The 20,331-nt window shown below is 72.9% G+C and carries 18 protein-coding genes; 12 read left to right on the forward strand and 6 right to left on the reverse strand.

Annotated elements, in window-relative coordinates:
- Positions 1–18: 18 nt before the first annotated feature.
- Entirely contained in the window at positions 19–702 is a 684-nt protein-coding gene (locus ABT041_RS02305; protein WP_351177553.1) for a phosphatase PAP2 family protein, read from the reverse strand.
- Between the two features lie 226 nt (positions 703–928).
- Between ABT041_RS02305 and ABT041_RS02310 the strand changes: the two genes are divergently transcribed.
- Positions 929–1,780: a hypothetical protein gene (locus ABT041_RS02310; protein ID WP_351177556.1), complete on the forward strand. Its 852-nt coding sequence runs from the start codon at positions 929–931 to the stop codon at positions 1,778–1,780.
- A gap of 236 nt (positions 1,781–2,016) precedes the next feature.
- Here the strand turns inward: ABT041_RS02310 and disA are convergent, their stop codons facing one another.
- Together disA and radA are read right to left on the reverse strand one after the other, a co-directional pair.
- Entirely contained in the window at positions 2,017–3,075 is a 1,059-nt protein-coding gene (gene disA, locus ABT041_RS02315; protein WP_351177675.1) for a DNA integrity scanning diadenylate cyclase DisA, read from the reverse strand.
- Between the two features lie 309 nt (positions 3,076–3,384).
- Positions 3,385–4,791, reverse strand: coding sequence for a DNA repair protein RadA (gene radA / locus ABT041_RS02320; protein WP_351177559.1), 1,407 nt, complete (start codon positions 4,789–4,791; stop codon positions 3,385–3,387).
- Between the two features lie 173 nt (positions 4,792–4,964).
- Here radA and ABT041_RS02325 point away from each other — a divergent pair, with 173 nt between their 5' ends.
- Positions 4,965–6,740 (forward strand): hypothetical protein, encoded by a 1,776-nt coding sequence (locus ABT041_RS02325; protein ID WP_351177562.1) that lies wholly within the window; start codon positions 4,965–4,967, stop codon positions 6,738–6,740.
- Positions 6,741–6,759: 19 nt separating this feature from the next.
- Here the strand turns inward: ABT041_RS02325 and ABT041_RS02330 are convergent, their stop codons facing one another.
- The gene (locus ABT041_RS02330; RefSeq protein ID WP_502976329.1) at positions 6,760–7,647 is read right to left on the reverse strand and encodes a DUF3109 family protein; all 888 of its coding nucleotides are present in this window, start codon (positions 7,645–7,647) and stop codon (positions 6,760–6,762) included.
- A gap of 41 nt (positions 7,648–7,688) precedes the next feature.
- On the opposite strand from ABT041_RS02330, the gene ABT041_RS02335 reads away from it, so the two are divergent.
- From ABT041_RS02335 to ilvD, 4 genes are all read left to right on the forward strand, one after another.
- Positions 7,689–8,621: a Ppx/GppA family phosphatase gene (locus tag ABT041_RS02335; RefSeq protein ID WP_351177565.1), complete on the forward strand. Its 933-nt coding sequence runs from the start codon at positions 7,689–7,691 to the stop codon at positions 8,619–8,621.
- 257 nt (positions 8,622–8,878) lie between these two features.
- Positions 8,879–9,727, forward strand: coding sequence for a sugar phosphate isomerase/epimerase family protein (locus ABT041_RS02340; RefSeq protein ID WP_351177568.1), 849 nt, complete (start codon positions 8,879–8,881; stop codon positions 9,725–9,727).
- A complete protein-coding gene (locus ABT041_RS02345; RefSeq protein WP_351177571.1) occupies positions 9,724–10,335 on the forward strand; it encodes a TetR/AcrR family transcriptional regulator in 612 nt (203 codons plus the stop codon). The genes ABT041_RS02340 and ABT041_RS02345 overlap by 4 nt, the downstream gene beginning before the upstream one ends.
- Before the next feature lie 123 nt (positions 10,336–10,458).
- On the forward strand, positions 10,459–12,312 hold the full coding sequence (ilvD, locus tag ABT041_RS02350; protein WP_351177574.1) for a dihydroxy-acid dehydratase: 1,854 nt from the start codon (positions 10,459–10,461) through the stop codon (positions 12,310–12,312).
- 62 nt (positions 12,313–12,374) lie between these two features.
- On the opposite strand, the gene ABT041_RS02355 is transcribed toward ilvD, so the two are convergent.
- Complete coding sequence (locus ABT041_RS02355; protein WP_351177577.1) at positions 12,375–14,543, reverse strand: serine/threonine-protein kinase; 2,169 nt, start codon at positions 14,541–14,543, stop codon at positions 12,375–12,377.
- Between the two features lie 77 nt (positions 14,544–14,620).
- Between ABT041_RS02355 and ABT041_RS02360 the strand changes: the two genes are divergently transcribed.
- The 5 genes from ABT041_RS02360 (at position 14,621) to proC (ending at position 18,084) form a co-directional block, all read left to right on the forward strand.
- Positions 14,621–14,965 carry an SH3 domain-containing protein gene (locus ABT041_RS02360; RefSeq protein ID WP_502976331.1) on the forward strand — a complete coding sequence of 115 codons (345 nt, stop codon included), beginning with the start codon at positions 14,621–14,623 and terminating at the stop codon, positions 14,963–14,965.
- Between the two features lie 34 nt (positions 14,966–14,999).
- Complete coding sequence (locus ABT041_RS02365; RefSeq protein ID WP_351177583.1) at positions 15,000–15,506, forward strand: hypothetical protein; 507 nt, start codon at positions 15,000–15,002, stop codon at positions 15,504–15,506.
- A gap of 127 nt (positions 15,507–15,633) precedes the next feature.
- Positions 15,634–16,437, forward strand: a complete 804-nt coding sequence (locus ABT041_RS02370; protein WP_351177586.1) for an ABC transporter ATP-binding protein — start codon at positions 15,634–15,636, stop codon at positions 16,435–16,437.
- On the forward strand, positions 16,434–17,171 hold the full coding sequence (locus ABT041_RS02375; RefSeq protein WP_351177589.1) for an ABC transporter permease: 738 nt from the start codon (positions 16,434–16,436) through the stop codon (positions 17,169–17,171). Before ABT041_RS02370 ends, ABT041_RS02375 begins: the two co-directional genes overlap by 4 nt.
- A gap of 103 nt (positions 17,172–17,274) precedes the next feature.
- Positions 17,275–18,084 (forward strand): pyrroline-5-carboxylate reductase, encoded by an 810-nt coding sequence (gene proC, locus ABT041_RS02380; protein ID WP_351177592.1) that lies wholly within the window; start codon positions 17,275–17,277, stop codon positions 18,082–18,084.
- 4 nt (positions 18,085–18,088) lie between these two features.
- On the opposite strand, the gene ABT041_RS02385 is transcribed toward proC, so the two are convergent.
- Entirely contained in the window at positions 18,089–18,709 is a 621-nt protein-coding gene (locus tag ABT041_RS02385) for a cysteine hydrolase family protein (RefSeq protein ID WP_351177595.1), read from the reverse strand.
- 74 nt (positions 18,710–18,783) lie between these two features.
- Between ABT041_RS02385 and ABT041_RS02390 the strand changes: the two genes are divergently transcribed.
- On the forward strand, positions 18,784–19,800 hold the full coding sequence (locus ABT041_RS02390; protein WP_351177598.1) for a GlxA family transcriptional regulator: 1,017 nt from the start codon (positions 18,784–18,786) through the stop codon (positions 19,798–19,800).
- The last annotated feature ends 531 nt before the right edge of the window (positions 19,801–20,331 follow it).

Raw genomic sequence — 20,331 nt, forward strand, 5'->3', positions numbered from 1 at the left:
GGCACGTCCCCGGCGCGATCAGTACGCGCCGTGGCGTGCCCGCGAGCGCCGCTCGGAGCGCGCGGGGGCGTGCGCGGAGGCGTGCGCACTCGGCCCGCGCCCCGCGCACCACACCACGGACGAGTTACGGCTCGACCGGGCCGTCTCCACCAGGGCCCGCACGGGCCGCTCCGCCAGCCGCATCACGAGGAAGGCGACCACGGCGCCGACCAGCAGGCCGACGGTCACGTCGTGCGGGTAGTGGACCCCGACGAAGACCCGGGAGAAGGCCATGAGGAGCGCCATCGGCACGGTCAGCCAGACGATCCCGCGCCAGGACAGGGCGAGCGCGATCGCGGCGGCGCCCGCGATCGCCGAGTGGTTGCTGGGGAAGGACCAGTCGCCGTGCGGCGGACAGGCGACGAGCGAGACGGGCGCTCCGGCGACCGCGCGGCACGGACGTTCCTCGTCGATCAGCGACTTCAGCGCCTCGCTCACCACGTAACCGAAGCCGGTGGCGACCGGGGCGAGCAGCGCGAGCGCCATCGCCCGGCTCGACCCCTCGCGGGAGCGCCACCAGCCGGCGAGGAACAGCACACCGAAGAGCAGCAGCCCGAGCTCCGTCCACACCTCGGCGAGCCACTGGAACCAGCTGGGCGTGGAGTGGGCGAAGTCGGCGACGTCGAGGTACAGACGGTCGGAGAGGTCGAGGAGGGTGTTCATGGTGCATGACGCTAACCGGAATCCGGAGTCCGCCGCCTCCGGGGCCGGTGGCCGGAGCGATCCCCGACGAAAGCGGGGGGCTGCGATTCGCGCCGGTTCCCTATGGTTTCGGGCGGGGATCCGGGAAAAGTTCCCGGAACCGACGGATGTGATCATCGGCAAAACTTGAGGTCTCGGGCGGCGGGTGGGGCGGGAGTTGGGCCGGATCTCTCGTAAGGTTCGGGTCGTGGGATCTTTGCGCAATCCGGTCGGGCCGCTTCCCTCCACCATCTACTGGCGACGGAGGGCGGTGGCGCTGTGCCTGGTGGCGCTTCTCGCGCTGCTCGCCGTATGGGCCGTCACCTCCGGTGACGGCGGCGGGAAGAAGGCGAACGACGCCGCCAACGGCTCGTCGCCGACCCCGCCCTCGATCACCCCGGGCCCCTCCGGCACCGGCCCGGCGATCAGCCAACAGCCGGGCGGGCGCGACGAGTCGGGCGACTCCGGCGGCAACGGCGGTTCCGCGGGCGCCGGTACGGACGAGGGCGCGGGCGCCGACGCCGGAACCGACGCCGGTACGGACGCGGGTGGCGGCTCCGGCACCGCGGGCACCGGCAAGAACGGCGACACCGACGGGGCCGGCGGCGACGGAGGCGCGGGCACCGGTGCGGGCCAGCAGGTCCCGGCCGACTCCCCGCTCCCGAACTGTCCTGCCGGAGCACTGCAGTTGACGCTCCGCACCACCAAACTGGCCTACGAGACCGGGGAGAAGCCCCGCTTCCTCCTCGTCGCCAAGAACACCTCGAACACCACCTGCAAGGCCGACTTCGGGCCCCGCAGCGCGGTTCTGACGATCAGCGACGCCCAGGACGACGAGATCTGGTCCACGGCCGACTGCCCGCGCCCCGGCGACCCGGTCCTGCTGCGCGTCCCCGCGCACGCCACCATCACCCACACCGTGGAATGGGACCGCGGCCACAGCGCCCCGCAGTGCGCGAGCGCCCCGGCGGGCCAGGCCGGCCCCGGCACGTACCTGGTGGAGGCGACGATGCCGGGCACGAAGGTGCCCCCGGCCTCGTTCAGGCTGGCGAAGGACTGAGAGCGGTACGGGCGGGGGCCTGATCCGACGCACAGGGATGGACGGGCCCTGGACGTACCGCTCCAGGATCGAGGACTCCGCGCGCCGCGAGAGTCCTGGACGTACCGCTCCAGGATCGAGGACTCCGCGCGCCGCGAGGGTCCTGGACGTACCGCTCCAGGATCGAGGACTCCGTGCGCCGAGACAGCCCTGGACGTGCCGCTCCAGGATCGAGGACTCCGCGCGCCGCGAGAGTCCTAGACGTACCGCTCCAGGATCGAGGACTCCGCGAGCCGCGACAGGCCCTCGCGGACGCTGCGGGCGCGGGCCTCGCCGACGCCGTCGACGGTCTGGAGGTCGTCCACGCTCGCCGCGAGGAGCTTCTGCAGCCCGCCGAAGTGCTCCACGAGCCGCTCGATGATCGCGCCGGGCAGCCGCGGCACCTTCGCCAGGAGCCGGTAGCCGCGCGGCGAGACCGCCGAGTCGAGGGTCTCGGGCGAACCGCTGTAGCCGAGGGCCCGCGCCACCACCGGAAGTTCGAGCAGCTCGGTGTGGGTGAGCGCGTCCAGGTCGGTGAGCGCCTCGGCGACCGTCCGCGAACGCTTCGCCGTCGGCTCAGGGACATAGTCCCGGATCACCAGCTCGCGCTCCGGCTCCACGCCCGCGATCAACTCGTCGAGCTGCAGCGACAGGAGCCGCCCGTCGGTGCCGAGCTCGACCACGTACTCGGCGATCTCGGTGGCGATCCGGCGGACCATCTCCAGGCGCTGCGCGACCGCGGTGACGTCCCGGACCGTGACCAGGTCCTCGATCTCCAGGGCGGAGAGGGTGCCGGCCACCTCGTCGAGCCGGAGCTTGTACCGCTCCAGGGTCGCGAGCGCCTGGTTCGCGCGGGACAGGATCGCGGCCGACTCCTCCAGGACCCGGCGCTCACCGCCCACGTACAGCGCGATCAGGCGCATCGACTGCGAGACGGAGACGACCGGGTACTTGCACTGCTTGGAGACCCGGTCCGCGGTGCGGTGGCGGGTGCCGGTCTCCTCGGTGGGGATGGAGGCGTCCGGGACCAGCTGCACACCCGCGCGGTGGATCTTGGTGATGTCCTTGTCGAGGACGAGCGCGCCGTCGAGCTTGCACAGCTCACGCAGGCGCGTGGCGGTGAACTCGACGTCCAGCTCGAAACCGCCGGTGCACATCGAGTCGACCGTTTTGTCCAGGCCGAGCACGATGAGACCGCCCGTGTTTCCCCGGAGGATCCGCTCCAGGCCGTCGCGCAGCGCGGTACCCGGCGCGACCGCGCTCAGGGCGGCGCGCATCAGCGCTTCGTTGCCGTCCTTGGCTGCCACTGCACTCCTCCGGCTCGTACGGATGGGCGAGACCAGGGCAAAGTCTAGCGACACCACCCCGCGGGGGTTGTGGGCATGCGTTCCTCCCCCGGACTTCCACCGGGGGGACCCCCAGGGCGCGAGGGCCCCGGACGGGGTCCGGAGGAGGGTGGTCACCCTGCCCCGGACGGGGTCCGGAGGAGGCTGGGCACCCCCGCCGAGGCGGGTCCGGAGCAGGCTGGGCACCCCCGCCGAGGGGGCTCCCCGTCCTGCGTCTTCGCCCCCGGGCCGAGCCCTGTCTCAGTGTCCGGGCGCCTCCTGGGGCGCCTTCGCCCGGCGACTCCGCGGCAGCACCCGAAGCGCATCCCCCACGTCCCCCACCTCCGTCACCGTCATCCCCGCCGGCACCTTCCCCGGGTCCGACGGCACCAGCGCATGCGTGAATCCCAGCCGGTGCGCCTCGGCGAGCCGCCGCTGCACCCCCGTCACCCGCCGCACCTCGCCCGCGAGCCCCACCTCGCCGATCGCGACCAGGTTCTTCGGCAGCGGGGTGTCGCTCGCGGCGGAGGCCAGCGCGAGCGCGATCGCCAGGTCGGCGGCGGGCTCGGTGAGCTTCACCCCGCCGACGGTCGCGCTGTAGATGTCCCGCTTGCCCAGCGCGCTGATCCGCCCGCGCTGCTCCAGGACCGCCAGCATCATCGAGACCCGGGAGGTCTCCAGACCGGACACGGTCCGGCGCGGTGAGGGGATCTGGGAGTCCACCGTCAGGGACTGCACCTCGGCGACCAGCGGCCGGCGGCCCTCCAGGGTGACCGTCAGACAGGTGCCGGGCACGGCCACGTCGCGCCGGGTCAGGAAGAGCCCGGAGGGGTCGGCGAGCCCCGTGATGCCCTCGTCGTGCAGCTCGAAGCAGCCGACCTCGTCCGTCGCCCCGTACCGGTTCTTCACGCCACGGACCAGCCGCAGCCGCGCGTGCCGGTCGCCCTCGAAGCTCAGCACGACGTCGACCAGGTGCTCCAGGAGCCGGGGGCCCGCGATCGCGCCGTCCTTGGTGACGTGGCCGACGAGGAGCGTCGCCATGCCGCGCTCCTTGGAGGCCCGGATGAGGGCTCCCGCGACCTCGCGGACCTGCGCCATGCCGCCGGGCGCGCCGTCGATCTCGGGGGAGGCGACGGTCTGCACCGAGTCCATGATCAGCAGGGAGGGCTTCACGGCGTCGAGGTGCCCGAGGACGGCGGACAGATCGGTCTCGGCCGCCAGGTAGAGATGCTCGCTGAGCGCGTTGATCCGGTCGGCGCGCAGCCGGACCTGGCTCGCGGACTCCTCGCCCGTGACGTACAGCGTGCGGTGCTCGTCGCTCGACGCCTTGGCCGCGACGTCGAGCAGGAGCGTGGACTTGCCGACGCCGGGCTCGCCCGCGAGCAGCACGACGGCGCCGGGCACCAGGCCCCCGCCGAGGACCCGGTCCAGCTCGTCGACGCCGGTCGAGCGGGCGGTCGCCTGCCGGCCGTCGACCTGGCCGATGGGCAGCGCGGCGGTGGAGACGCGCCCCGCCGCGGTCGTCCGGACGGCGGGCGCGCCGTACTCCTCGACCGTCCCCCAGGCCTGGCACTCGGGGCAGCGGCCGAGCCACTTGGCCGTCTGCCAGCCGCACTCGGTGCAGCGGTAGGACGGCCTGTCCTTGGCGGTTTTCGTACGGGCAGCCATGAGCGACACCGTATCCGCCGCCACCGACAACGGGCCCGGACCGTCCACAGGGGCAGCCCGACGGCACCGGAACGCCCGGTTCCTGTCCTCTTTCGAGCGATACCTTCACCCGTAAGAATGAGAATGGAGCGACCGGTACGAAGAGTGCCCCCCGTCCTGCCTACGGTCGCCCAGTGACGAGCAGCAGGCTGGAATCCCCCGCACGCACCACCGGCGCACACCGGGCGCACCGCGCCACGGACCAGGGACCGCGCACGCTCGGCCGGCGTCCCCCCGCCCGCTATGAGGCCGCCCTCGACGGCCTCTTCACGTACTGCCTCTCCGTGCTCTGCGACCACGACACGGCCACCGCCGTCCTCGGCGACGTCCTCGCCGTCGCCGAGCGCCACCACGGCCGCTGCCCCTCCGACGAGGACGGACGCACGGCCTGGCTGTACGCCCTCGCCCGCTGGGCCTGTCTGCGCAGCCTCGGCGAGCAGCGACGCAAGCGCCAGGGCGCCCACACCGGCCGCCCGGCCGTCACCGCCTCCGAGCCGCCCCGGGTCTCCGAGGAGACCGCCGAGCGCCGCCGCGCCGAACTCGCCCTGCTCGCCTGGCCCGAGGCCGCCGGCACCACGCCCGAGCAGCGCGAGGCCCTGGAGCTCGCCGTGCGGCACGGCCTCAGCCACCGCCAGGTCGCCGCCGTGCTCTCCCTCGACCCGCTGGCCGCCCGGGAACTCCTCGCCACCGCCGGCTGCGAGGTCGAGCGGACCCGCGCCGCCCTCGCCGTCGTGGAGACCGGCAGCTGCCCCACCGTCGCCCGCCTCACCGGCGACCACGAGGTGTTCCTCTCGGCCGCCCTGCGCGCCGAGCTCGTCCGCCACGTCGACGACTGCCCCCGCTGCCGCCGCGCCGCCGAGCGCGTCGGCGCCGCGGGCCCCTGGCCCGGCGCCTCGGCCCTCCCCGCGGACCGGCTGCCGCTCGTCGAGGCGCCCCGGGCCGCCGCGTACATGGCGATGCTGCACGTCCCACGCGCGCGTGCCGGCGCCCCGCGCTTCGCGCCGACCGGCTTTCCGATGGACCCGAAGGACCACATCGCCCGCCGCGACCGGATGCGGGCCCGCGCGGTGACCACCACCGTCGTCGCCGCCGTGGTCGCCGCCCCCGTCCTCGCCCTGTGGACCTCCTACCGCGGCACCCCGGACGCCGACACGGCCGGCCACGACGGACGCAGGATCAGCGCGCGCGAGGCGGACGAACCGGTGGCCCCGGACGGCGACCACTACGAGAACGCGGGGAACGCCCGCGCCACCCCCGAGCCCAGCTTCACCCAGGGCAGCCGCGCCCCCGACGTCTCCGTCGAGGTCGTCAGCCCCGGCGGCCCCACCGAACCGGCCCGGCCCGGCGAGCCCGCCGCCGGCTGGATCACGGTCTCCGCCACCGGCCGCGGCGACCTCACCCTGCTCACGCTGACCGCCTCCGGCGGCTCACCCGTCGACTGGGCGCTGTGGACGGACGCCCCCTGGCTCTACGTGAGCCGGGCATCCGGCACGCTCCGCCCCGGGGAGAAGATCACGATCGCCGTCCGCGTCGACCACGCCCGCGAACCCGTCGGCTCCTGGAGCGCGCGCGTGGGCGTGAACCCCTCGGGCGCGGAGGTGCGGATCGACGGCTACCGGAAGCCGCCGCCGACGGACGACCGGGTCATCACGCCCCCGCCGGCGACGACGGAGCCCACGACCCCGCCGACCAGCCCGCCCACGACGGAACCGACGACGCCGCCCACGACCCCGCCGACCACGGAACCGACGACGCCGCCGACCACCGAGCCCACGACCCCGCCGCCGACGACCACCGAGCCGACGACGGAACCGACCACCCCGCCCCCGACGACGGAGGAGCCCCCGCCCACGAGCTCGGACCCGGGCACGACCCAGCCGTCACCGGAGGACCCGCCCCCGTCCTCCTAGTCGCCGGACGCCGGGGTTCCTAGGAGGCGGGATCAGCCGGATGCGGGGCCACCAGCGGCAGCTGCGAGGCGAGCCGCGCCTCGCACAGACCGGCCAGCACCCCGTACGCCTCCTCGCCCATCATCTCGACCAGCTCCGGCCGGTACGAGACGTAGACCGGCTCGGCACCGACGTGCGCCGACGACGCCGTCGTGCAGTACCAGTGCAGGTCGTGACCGCCCGGCCCCCAGCCGCGCCGGTCGTACTCGCCGATTGACACCTGGAGCACCTTGGTGTCGTCAGGACGCTCGATCCAGTCGTACGTCCGCCGCACCGGCAGCTGCCAGCACACGTCCGGCTTCGTCTCGAGCGGCTCCCGGCCCTCCTTCATCGCCAGGATGTGCAGCGAGCAGCCCGCGCCGCCCGCGAAACCGGGCCGGTTCTGGAAGATGCAGGACCCCTGCCAGCGGCGGGTCTGCCGGTCGCCGTCCTCGTCGAGCTGCACCCAGCCCGATTCCGCACCGACGTCGTGGAACTGCCACAGCTCCGGAGTGAGCCGCGCCACATGCTCGGCGACCCGCTTCTCGTCGTCCTCGTCGGAGAAGTGCGCACCCAGCGTGCAGCAGCCGTCGTCGGCGCGCCCCTCCTGGATGCCCTGGCAGCCGTTGCCGAAGATGCAGGTCCAGCGGGAGGTCAGCCAGGTCAGGTCACAGCGGAAGACCTGCTCCTCGTCGGCGGGATCGGGAAACTCGATCCACGCGCGCGCGAAGTCGAGGCCCTTCTCGTCGGGCTCCTCGGCCTTGTCCCGCTTCTGCTTCCCGGCCTTGACCGCCTTTACGGCCTTCGCCGCGTGCGCGGTCCTGGCCGCCTTCACGCCGCCGTCGCCGCCACGGTCTTTGTCCGGCTTCGCCTTCTTCGTCTTTGGCACAACACCAAGCGTATGCGGGTCGGCGCAGTAGCGTTCCGCCCATGAGACTCGGAGTCCTCGACGTCGGTTCGAACACAGTGCACCTGCTCGTGGTGGACGCCCACCCCGGCGCCCGGCCGCTGCCCGCCCACTCGCACAAGGCGGAGCTGCGGCTTGCCGAGCTGCTCGACGAGGCGGGCGCGATCGCGCCCAGCGGCGTCGAGCGGCTCATCGCGACCGTGCGGGACGCGCTCCTGGCCGCCGAGGACAAGGGCTGCGAGGAGGTGCTGCCCTTCGCGACCTCCGCCGTGCGCGAGGCCAGCAACGCCGACGAGGTCCTCGCGCGCGTGAAGGACGAGACCGGGGTCGACCTCCAGGTCCTCACCGGCGAGGAGGAGGCCCGGCTCACCTTCCTCGCCGCCCGCCGCTGGTTCGGCTGGTCCGCGGGCAAGCTGCTCCTCCTCGACATCGGCGGCGGCTCCCTCGAAGTCGCCTTCGGCATCGACGAGGACCCGGACACGGCGGTCTCCCTGCCCCTCGGCGCCGGCCGCCTGACGGCCGGCTGGCTGCCCGGCGACCCGGCCGACACCGCGGACGTGAAGGCCCTGCGCCGCCATGTGCGCGCGCAGATCGCCCGTACGGTCGGCGAGTTCAGCCGCTTCGGCCGCCCCGACCACGTCGTGGCCACCTCCAAGACCTTCAAGCAGCTCGCCAGGATCGCGGGCGCGCCCGGCTCGGGGGAGGGCCTCTACGTCCAGCGGATCCTGTCCCGCAAGGCCCTGGAGGAGTGGGTCCCGCGGCTCGCCGGGATGACCGTGCCCGAGCGGGCGGCCCTGCCCGGCGTCTCGGAGGGCCGCGCCGGACAGCTCCTCGCGGGCGCGCTCGTGGCGGAGGGCGCGATGGACCTGCTCGGCGTGGAGGAGCTGGAGATCTGCCCCTGGGCCCTGCGCGAGGGCGTCATCCTGCGCCGCCTGGACCACCTGCCGGGGCACTGACCGGCGTACGGAACCGGCGTACGGAACTCACCGGCGCACGGCTCACCGGCGTACGGAACCGGCGTACGGAACTCACCGGCGTACGGAACCGGCGTACGGAACTCACCGGCGCACGGAACCGGCGTACGGAACTCACCGGCGCACGGAACGTCCCGTCGCACGCCCCCCACGTACGGAACTGAGCCCGCGGCACACGGCGGCCGGGCGTGACCGGAACCACCCTCCGGCCCCCCGGCCCGCCCCGTACGCTGTTCCCCGTGGCAGAACCAGTGGTGCGCATCCCGGATGCGAAGGTCGCCCTGTCGACGGCCTCGGTCTATCCGGAGTCGACGGCGACGGCCTTCGAGATCGCCGCGCGCCTCGGGTACGACGGCGTCGAGGTCATGGTGTGGACCGACCCGGTCAGCCAGGACATCGAGGCGCTGCGCCGGCTCTCCGACTACCACCAGGTCCCGATCCTGGCCGTGCACGCCCCCTGCCTCCTCATCACCCAGCGCGTCTGGTCCACCGACCCGTGGGTCAAGCTCCAGCGCGCGCAGGCGGCGGCCGAGAAGCTCGGCGCGTCGACGGTCGTCGTGCACCCGCCGTTCCGCTGGCAGCGCCAGTACGCCAAGGACTTCGTGACCGGCATCTGGCGGATGGCGGACGAGACGGACGTCCGGTTCGCCGTCGAGAACATGTACCCGTGGCGGTACAAGGACCGGGAGATGCTCGCGTACGCCCCCGAGTGGGACGTCACGAAGGACGACTACCGGCACTTCACCGTCGACCTCTCGCACACCGCGACCGCCCGCACCGACGCCCTCGCGATGATCGACCGCATGGGCGACCGCCTCGGCCACGTCCACCTCGCCGACGGCAAGGGCTCCGCCAAGGACGAGCACCTGGTGCCCGGGCGCGGCACCCAGCCCTGCGCCGAGCTCCTGGAGCGGCTCGCGGTCACCGGCTTCGACGGGCACGTCGTCATCGAGGTCAACACCCGCCGCGCGATGTCAGCCGCCGAACGCGAGGCCGACCTCGCGGAGGCGCTCGCCTTCACCCGGCTCCACCTCGCCTCCCCGGCGGTCCGCCCCGCCCACCGGTCCGAAGGGGCGCCCCGCCCATGACCGACCCGGCCCCGCGCCGGCGCGGCCGCCCGTCCCGTACCGAGGAGGAGAGCGGTCCGGGCGCGCGCGAACGGATCCTGGAGGCGGCCCGCGCCCAGTTCGCCGAGCGCGGCTACGACAAGGCCTCGGTGCGCGGCATCGCCAAGGCCGCCGGGGTGGACCCAGCGCTCGTGCACCACTACTTCGGCACGAAGGACGAGGTCTTCGCCGCCGCCATCGAGGTCTCCTTCGAGCCCGCGCTCGTCGTCCCGGCGATCCTCGGCGGCCCCCGCGATGCCATCGGCGAACGGCTCGCGCGCTTCTTCATCGGCGTCTGGGAGAACCCGGCCTCCCGCGCCCCGCTCCTCGCGATCGTCCGCTCCGCGCTCACCCACGAGGCGGCGGCCAAGGTGCTGCGGACCTTCGTGCTGCGGCGGCTCCTGGAGCGGATCGCGGCCGAGCTCGACGTGCCGGACCCGGGCTTCCGCGCGGAGCTGGCCGCGTCCCACATGATCGGGATCGTGATCATGCGGTACGTGATCCAGGTCGAGCCGCTGGCCTCGGCGGACCCGGAGCGGATCGTGGAACAGGTGGCCCCGACCCTCCAGCGCTACCTGACGGAAGCCTGAGAAGAGCACCGTCAACCGTCCGAGAACTGAACACCCGTCCCGCATGACGGACGCCCTGTCCAGATCTTGGAGCGTCGGCGTACGCTCGAAAGCAAGCACACCCATCACGAGGAGCGAGCGACGATGCCCGAGCTGAGGTCCCGCACTGTCACCCACGGCCGCAACATGGCGGGCGCCCGCGCCCTTATGCGCGCCTCCGGTGTACCCGGCGCGGACATCGGCCGGAAGCCCATCATCGCCGTGGCCAACTCCTTCACGGAGTTCGTCCCCGGTCACACCCACCTCCAGCCGGTCGGCCGGATCGTCTCCGAGGCCATCACCGCCGCCGGCGGCATCGCCCGCGAGTTCAACACGATCGCGGTCGACGACGGCATCGCGATGGGCCACGGCGGCATGCTCTACTCCCTGCCGTCCCGCGACCTGATCGCGGACAGCGTGGAGTACATGGTCGAGGCGCACTGCGCCGACGCCCTGATCTGCATCTCCAACTGCGACAAGATCACCCCCGGCATGCTGATGGCGGCTCTCCGCCTCAACATCCCGACGGTCTTCGTGTCCGGCGGCCCGATGGAGTCCGGCCGCGCCACCCTCGTCGACGGCTCGGTCCGCACGCTCGACCTGGTGGACGCGATCTCCGACGCGGTGAACCCGAAGATCTCGGACGAGGACATCTCCCGCATCGAGGAGAACGCCTGTCCGACCTGTGGTTCCTGTTCCGGCATGTTCACCGCCAACTCGATGAACTGCCTGACCGAGGCGATCGGCCTGTCCCTCCCGGGCAACGGCTCCGTGCTCGCCACGCACACCGCCCGCAAGGCGCTGTACGAGAACGCGGCCCGCACGGTCGTCGACATCACCCGCCGGTACTACGACGAGGACGACGCCTCCGTCCTGCCGCGGTCGATCGCGACCCGCGCCGCCTTCGAGAACGCGATGGCCCTCGACATCGCCATGGGCGGCTCGACCAACACGATCCTGCACCTGCTCGCCGCCGCCCAGGAGGCCGAGCTGGACTACGGCCTGCCGGACATGGACGAGGTCTCCCGCCGCGTCCCCTGCCTGGCGAAGGTCGCCCCGAACGTCGCCAAGGACCGCACGTACTACATGGAGGACGTGCACCGGGCCGGCGGCATCCCGGCCATCCTCGGCGAGCTGTACCGCGCGGGCCTGCTCAACGAGGACGTCCACTCGGTCCACTCCCGCTCCATCAAGGAGTGGCTGGACGCCTGGGACGTCCGCGGCGGCTCGGCCTCCGAGGAGGCCGTCGAGCTGTGGCACGCGGCCCCCGGCTGCGTCCGCTCGGCGACCGCCTTCTCCCAGTCGGAGCGCTGGGACACCCTCGACACGGACGCCGCGAACGGCTGCATCCGCGACGCCGCCCACGCGTACTCGAAGGACGGCGGCCTCGCCGTCCTGCACGGCAACCTCGCCGTCGACGGCTGCGTCGTGAAGACCGCCGGCGTCGACGAGTCGATCTGGACCTTCGAGGGCCCGGCCGTCGTCTGCGAGTCGCAGGAGGAGGCCGTCGAGAAGATCCTGAACAAGCAGGTCACCGACGGCGACGTGGTCGTCATCCGCTACGAGGGCCCGCGCGGCGGCCCCGGCATGCAGGAGATGCTCTACCCGACGTCCTTCCTCAAGGGCCGGGGCCTGGGCAAGACCTGCGCCCTCGTCACGGACGGCCGCTTCTCGGGCGGCACCTCGGGCCTCTCCATCGGCCACGCCTCGCCGGAGGCGGCCTCGGGCGGCACGATCGCGCTCGTCGAGGACGGCGACCGCATCCGCATCGACATCCCGAACCGCTCGATCGAGCTCCTCGTCGACGACGAGACCCTCGCGTCCCGCCGCGAGGCCCTCGGCGGCGTGTACGCGCCGAAGAACCGCGAGCGCAAGGTCTCGGCGGCGCTGCGGGCGTACGCGGCGATGGCGACGAGCGCCGACAAGGGCGCGGTCAGGGACGTGACGAAGCTGGGCTGAGCCCGGCAGGACGTACGAGTGAGGGGCGCGGGTCCAAACCCGCGCCCCTCACTCGTACCCGCTCACCAGGACGCCGGATCGCGCGCGTCCACCGCGAAGACGGACCCGTCGGGCGCCGTCCCGAACACCCGCTCCCCGGCGACGAGCGGCGCGGGTACCAGGGGCGCGTAGTCCAGGCGTCCGTTCCGCAGCCGCGGCCGGGTCTGGCCGATCACCGCACCGCGCGCGGTGTCCACCGCGAACAGCCGGCCGTCCTGGGCGGAGAAGTACAGCCGCTCACCGGCGAGAACCGGCGTGGAGACGTTCCTGGCGCCCGTCTCCAGGTCCCACAGCACCCGCCCCTTCGGAGCGGCGGTGTCGACGGCGGTGACGTGCCCGTCGGCGTCGAGCAGATGGACGACGGCGCCGTGCACGGCGATGCCCCGGAGGTCGATCCGGTAGGGCAGGGGCAGCGTGCGCGCGGCACCCGCCTCCCCGTCACCCCCCGGTCCCAGTAGCACGAGCGCGTCGACCAGCGAGGTGTCCCAGAAGGACGCGAGGACGAGCGCGCCGTCGCCGGTGCGGCCCAGCGGTTCGAGGTTCCCGTCCAGGTTCCGCTGCCAGACCACTTCCCCGGTGGCGGGGCGGATCGCGCCGATTCTGGTGTGCTTCCCGTCCGCCGAGAGCTCGGAGACGGTGAGGAGCCCGGAGGGAGCGTCGTACGGTCCCGGGCGCGGCACCCCGAAGCCGGTCAGTCCGTGCCGCCACAGCTCCTCGCCGCCGCGGGCGTCGACCGCGCGGATGCCGCCGACGCCGTCGGCCAGGACGAGGGCGCTGCCGGACGGCAGGTACACCTCGGGAAGCTTCCCGCGGACGGTCCAGCCGGGGGTGCCGTCCCCGGCCGCGTACGCCCGCAGGGGAGCCGGCGCGGCCGCGGCCCCGACCACGCCGTCCGCGAGGAGCACGGGCGCGTCCGGCGGCTCCTGCCCGATGGGGGCGGGACGCGACCAGAGGACCCGCCCGGTGACCGGGTCGAGCCGGGCGAGGCCGACGCCCCGGGCCGAGCAGTACAGCGCGCCCCCGTCGTGCGCGCAGGAGGGCGCGGCCGTCGGGCCGTGCTCCTGGAGCGTGGTGTGCCAGCCGGCGAACGAGGTCGCCACCTCGGCGGGGCTCGTCGGCGTCTCGGACCGGTGCTCGGCCGGCTGGCTGAGTGCCGCGTACAGGCCGGCCGCGGTCAGCGCGAGCGCGGCCGCGACGGCGATCGTCGGGCGCGGCCGGATCCGGACCCGCGGGCCGCGCGGCGGCGGGACCGGCGCGGGAGCCCGTACCGGTGTGTCCGCGTCCCACGCGGGCGCGGGGCCGGTGTCCTCGCCCTCGGGCAGCGCCGGCCGCCGCCGCTGCGCCGGTATGAAGGCCTCGGCCGCGTACGAGGGAGGCAGCAGCGCCTGCATGATCTGGGCCGGGGTCGGGCGCTGGACCGGCTCCTTGGAGAGGCAGCGGGCGACGAGCGGCGCCAGGTCCGCCGGCACCCCCGTCAGGTCCGGCTCGTCGTGGACGACCTGGTACGCCACGATGTACGGGCTGTCCGAGTCGAACGGACCGTGTCCGGTGGCCGCGTGCACGAGCACGGAACCCAGCGCGAACACGTCCGCCGCGGGCCCGACCTCCCGGGGCCGCTGGAACTGCTCGGGCGCCATGAACGGCGGCGAGCCGATGAGCTTGCCCGTCTCCGTGTGCAGATCGCTGTCGACCGGCCGGGAGATCCCGAAGTCGATGACCTTCGGGCCGGTGTCGGTCAGGAGGACGTTGCTGGGCTTGAGGTCCCGGTGGACGACCCCCGCGCGGTGGATGTCGCGCAGCGCCTCCGCGAGCCCGGCGGTGAGCCGGCGCAGTTCGGCGGGGGACAGCGGGCCGTTCCGCTTCACCTGGTCGGCGAGGGTGGGCCCGGGGACGTAGAGGGTCGCCATCCAGGGGCGTACGGCATCGGGGTCGGCGTCGACGACCGGCGCGGTGAAGGCCCCGCTGACCCGGCGGGCGGCCGCGACCTCCTGGCGGAAACGCGCCCTGAACTCGGGGTCCTCCGCATACCGAGCGTGTACGACCTTGACCGCGAGCCGCAGCCCCGAGGCCGAGCTCGCGAGGTGCACGACGCCCATGCCGCCGGCCCCCAGACAGGCCTGGAGGCGGTAGTCGCCCGCGTATTCGGGCTCCTCCGCATACCGTTCGGCACCGGTGCCGCGCAACGGTGGCATCGCCCACCCCCGTGTGAGTCCCCGTCACATCGCGCGCACGTGCGCGACCCGACGGAGCCTAGTCCATGGTGCCCGCGATGTCGGTGGGGCTTGCTAGCCTGCGCGTCGCGGAGAGTGAAACTCGGCGGAGCGCTTTTGCGCCACCGCTCGTGCCACAGGGGGAGGACACCATGACCACACGCTACGAGGTCGCACCGGGGTACCGGCTGAACGTGCGCTCGGGACCGAGCACCCAGTACCCGATCGTCCGGGTGCTGCCGCTCGGCGCCACCGTCGCGATCAACTGCCAGAAGTACGGCGAGTGGATCAGCGGCCCGTACGGCACGACGAACATCTGGGACAACATAGCGCCGGGCGAGTACGTCTCCGACGCGTACGTCCACACGGGCAGCGACGACATGGTCGCGCCGCGCTGTCCCTGACCTCTTCCACCGTCGCCCGGGGATAATCGACCCTGTGAGCGACGAAGAGCAGACCCCCAGCAAGACCGGCACCGGGCCGCAGCCGGAGGAGATCCGCTTCTTCGGCACGACCTGGGTCGACCACAGCGGTCACTACGCGCTGCGCCGCGCCGGCCTCGCCGCCGGCGCCCTCGCCGCCGCCGTCGCGGCCTGCTTCGTGCTGCGCTTCGCCTACGAGGGCCTGCAGATCGCCGACGTCGGCGGCATCGTGAACACGCTGGTCGTCATCATGTTCGCGGTCTGCAGCGCCATCGCCTTCGCCAAGACCTGGGAGGGCTTCGTCCGCCGCCCGGCCGACCCGGCCCGCGAGGAGTCCCTCCGCAGCCTGAAGGCGATCGGCTTCATCGGCGCCCTCCTCGCCTACGCGGCCCGCTGCTTCGTCGAGGCCCCCGGCGAGAAGCTCCACCGCACGGAGTACGAGACCGCCGTGGCGCAGTACGAGAAGCGCCGCAACACCCGCACGGGCAACCCGGCGGCCCGAAAGAAGCCGAAGCGCAAGTAGGCCGCGGTCGGCCTCTCGGCCGACCCGCTCGTCCCCGCCCGCCGGCCCGCACCCCGCCCGTCCCCCGATACAGCCGGCCCCGCCCGGGTCCTTGACGCCCGGCACCCCCAGGCGCACTATTCATCACATGATGAATTACGAGGCCTCGCAGACCTCGGGTGAGCCCGCAGAGGCCGCGGCCATCACCGCCCACAACCTCACCACCGTCCGAGGCGACCGCCAGGTCCTCCGCGCCCTCGACTTCACCGTCCCCCCAGGACAGGTCACCGGCCTCCTCGGCCCCTCCGGCTGCGGCAAGACCACCCTCATGCGCGCCATCGTCGGCACCCAGGCCAAGGTCACCGGCACACTCCAGGTCCTCGGCCGCCCCGCCGGCGACCCCGCCCTCCGCTCCCGCATCGGCTACGTCACCCAGGCACCCTCCGTCTACGACGACCTCACCGTCCGCCAGAACCTCGACTACTTCGCCGCCGTCCTGCTCCCCGGCCGCGCCCACCGCCACGACCGCCGCACCGCCGTCGACCGGGCCATCGAGGACGTCGACCTCGCCGACCACGCCGACTCCCTCGCCGGCCGGCTCTCCGGCGGCCAGCGCAGCCGCGTCTCCCTCGCCGTCGCCCTCCTCGGCACCCCGGAACTCCTCGTCCTCGACGAGCCCACGGTCGGCCTCGACCCCGTCCTCCGCCGCGACCTGTGGAACCTCTTCCACCGCCTCGCCGCCGACCGCGGCACCACCCTCCTCGTCTCCTCCCACGTCATGGACGAGGCCGAGCGCTGCCACCGACTGCTCCTCATGCGCGAAGGCGAGATCCTCGCCGAGGACACCCCCGAGGACCTCCGCCGCCGCAACGACACGCCCACCGTCGAAGAGGCCTTCCTCCACCTCGTGGACGCGGCGAACACCCGAGCCGCACACCAGGAGCGACCGTGAACCCGAACCGCACCCTCGCCACCGCCGCCCGCGTCCTGCGCCAGCTGCGCCACGACCCGCGCTCGATCGCCCTGATGCTCCTCGTCCCCTGCGTGATGCTCTTCCTGCTCCGCTACGTCTTCGACGGAAGCCCCGGCACCTTCGACAGCATCGGCGCCTCGCTCCTCGGCATCTTCCCGCTCATCACGATGTTCCTGGTGACCTCCATCGCCACCCTCAGGGAACGCACCTCCGGCACCCTGGAACGCCTCCTCGCCATGCCCCTCGGCAAGGCCGACCTCATCGCCGGCTACGCCCTCGCCTTCGGACTCGTCGCCGTCCTCCAGTCCCTCCTGGCCACCGGCCTCGCCCTCTGGTTCCTCGGCCTCGACGTCATCGGCTCCCCCTGGCTCCTGCTCCTGGTGGCCCTCCTCGACGCCCTCCTCGGCACCGCCCTCGGCCTCTTCGTCTCCGCCTTCGCCGCGTCCGAGTTCCAGGCCGTCCAGTTCATGCCGGCCGTGATCTTCCCCCAGCTGCTGCTCTGCGGCCTCTTCACCCCGCGCGACCGCATGGCCCCCGCCCTGGAGGCGATCTCGAACGTCCTCCCCATGTCGTACGCCGTCGACGGCATGAACGAGGTCCTCCGCCACACCGACATGACCGCGACCTTCGTCCGCGACGCCCTCGTCGTCGCCGGCTGCGCCGTCCTCGTCCTCTGCCTCGGCGCCGCCACCCTCCGCCGCCGCACCGCCTGACCGCCCACGACCACCCTGACCGCCCCTCGGACACCCCACGCATCCCGGGCCGCACCGGTGAAAGGATGACCAAAAGGCCCCCTCCGGCGAGGTGAACAGACCCATGACCCAGACCGTCGCAGTCCTCGGCACCGGCAAGATCGGTGAAGCGCTCCTCAGCGGCATGATCCGCGCCGGCTGGCGCCCCGCGAACCTCCTGGTCACCGCCCGCCGCGCCGAACGCGCCGAGGAACTCCGCACCCGCTACGGCGTCGAGGCCGTCACCAACGCCGAGGCCGCCAAGCGCGCCGACACCCTCATCCTGGCCGTCAAGCCGCAGGACATGGGACGCCTCCTCGACGAACTCGCCCCGCACGTCACCGCCGACCGCCTGGTCATCAGCGCGGCGGCCGGCATCCCCACCTCCTTCATCGAGGAACGCCTCACCGCCGGCACCCCGGTCGTCCGCGTCATGCCGAACACCCCCGTCCTCGTCGACGAGGGCATGTCCGTCATCTCCGCCGGCAGCCACGCCACCCCCGAGCACCTCGCCCACACGGAGGAGATCTTCGGCGGCGTCGGCAAGACCCTCCGCGTCCCCGAGTCCCAGCAGGACGCCGCCACCGCCCTCTCCGGCTCGGGCCCGGCCTACTTCTACTTCCTCGTCGAAGCCATGACCGACGCCGGCATCCTCCTCGGACTGCCCCGCGCCCAGGCCCACGACCTCATCGTCCAGGCAGCCATCGGCGCCGCCGTCATGCTCCGCGACAGCGGCGAGCACCCGGTCAAGCTCCGCGAGGCCGTCACCTCCCCGGCCGGCACCACCATCAGCGCCATCCGCGAACTGGAGAACCACGGCGTACGGGCCGCCCTGATCGCCGCCCTGGAAGCCGCCCGCGACCGCAGCCGCGAGCTGGCCTCCGGCAACAGCTGACCCCTTAGGCGGCGGACCCGGCGGACACGCCCTTCAGCACGTCCTCCGTGGTCACGACCCGGGCGAACCGCCCACCGTGCAGCGACACCGCCGTCGCCCGGGTCAGCTCCTCCGCCGTCTGCGTCCAGCCGAACGGCCCGGCCAGGTCGAAGGTGTGCATCGCGTCCAGCGCGAACAGCACGTCGTACCCGAGATTCCCGCCCATCCGGGCGGTGGTCTCGTTGCACATGTTGGTCTGGATCCCCACCACGACGACCTGCCCACGCTGCCCGTCAGCGGCTCCGCCGCGGCCGACCCCCCTCAGCCAGGCATCCAGATCCGGCTCCCCGTAGAACGCGGAGTTCACGGACTTCGTCACGAGGAGCTCAGGCCCGGACCCCTTCCCCCGCCGCTCCTCCACGAAGTCCTTGAACTGGTTCCCCTCGGTCCCGAGCTCCAGCGGCGAACCCGCCCGGGGCGAGTCGTGCCGTACGAAGACGACCGGCCGCCCCGTCTCCTGCCAGGCATCGATCAGAGCCGCGATGTTCGCCTCCGCCTCAGGATTGTTCCGGCGCCCCCAGAACTCCTGCTCGAAACCCTTCTGCACGTCGATGACCACCAGCGCTGCGTTCTCGTTGATCTCCATGACAACGATCCTCCCGCCGGAGGCAGCCGCCTCCCAGGGGTACGAATGACAGCGATCGATGCTTTACTGCCAAGATGCCGCAGCAGCCCACCCCCCGCCCCCAACGCATCGCGCTCGTCACCTTCCCCGGCGTGCGGGCCTTCGACATCTCCGTCATCACCGAGGTCTGGGACAGCGACCGCACCCTCCGCGGCGTCCCGCCCTTCGAACTCCGCCGCACCGCCACCGACCCGGACACCCCCATCCCCCTGCGCGGGAGCCTCACCCTCACCCCCGACCGCCCGCTCAGCTGGATCGACGACCTCACCCCCACCGACCTGGTCGTCGTCCCCGGCATCGACGACCCGTACGCCGACATCCCGGCCCCCGTCCTCGAAGCCCTCCGCCGCGCCCACACGGCCGGCATCCCGGTCGCCTCGCTCTGCGCCGGCGCCTTCGTCCTCGCCCGCGCGGGCCTCCTGGACGGCCGCCGAGCCGTCACCCACTGGCACCTGGCGAGCACCCTGGCCGCCCTCCACCCGGCAGTCCAGGTAGAACCGGACGCCCTCTACGTCGAGGACACCGGCATCTGGACCTCGGCAGGCACCGCAGCCGGCATCGACCTCTGCCTCCACCTCGTCCGCACCGCCCACGGCGCCGAAGCCGCCGCCACGGTCGCCCGCTCGATGGTCACCGCCCCCTTCCGTACGGGGACCCAGGCCCAGTTCATCGAGCACCCCACCCCCCGCGCCGACCGGGACGCCGACGCCCTCGCCGCGGTACGCGCCCACGCCCTGGCCCACCTGGCCGAACCCCACACGGTCGCGAGCCTGGCCGCCCTCGCCGGGATGTCCCCCCGCTCCTTCGCCCGCCACTTCCACGCCACCACGGGAGCGACCCCTCTCCACTGGCTCATCACCCAGCGCGTGGCGGCCGCCCAGAAGCTCCTCGAACGAACCGACCACCCCCTCCCCGAGGTGGCCCGCCGCGCGGGCTTCGGCAGCGAGGTCACCATGCGCCAGCACTTCGCCTCCCACCTGGGCACCAGCCCCCGCGACTACCGCCACGCCTTCCGTCACCCGAGCAGAGGAACCACCACGGACCAGGGTTGACACGGAACTCCCCGATCCGTAAGGTTCTCCGAGTTGTCCGACGTGAGCACCGACTCCGGTCGGCCCCGGACAGCCATTCCGCAAGATCCACAGAAGCAGCCGGTGCTTTGTCGTGCCGTCATGCTTTCCGTGCGTTTTTGCGAAATGAGGAATCCGCGTTCGAAGGTTTGGGCGCAGCCCCCCGATTAGCGTCGAGGGCAGGGAATCCACTAAAGTCTCACTCGTCGGAACGGCCCAACAGCCGGAAAGACAAACCCCTCTGACTGGGAATCAGGACCGCGAGGATCTGATAGAGTCGGAAACGCCGGAAGGGCCCGGAGCGAAAGCGAAAGGGACCGGAAAGCACCGAGGAAATCGGATCGGAAAGATCTGATAGAGTCGGAAACGAAGGAAGCGCCCGGAGGGCCTGGAAACAGGAACGAAGGAAGCGTCCGCACCTTGAGAACTCAACAGCGTGCCAAAAATCAACGCCAGATTAGTTGATACCCCGTCCATCTTCGGATGGTCGAGGTTCCTTTGAAAAAGTCCACC

Source organism: Streptomyces sp. NPDC002825 (assembly GCF_040295385.1).
Lineage (GTDB): Bacteria > Actinomycetota > Actinomycetes > Streptomycetales > Streptomycetaceae > Streptomyces.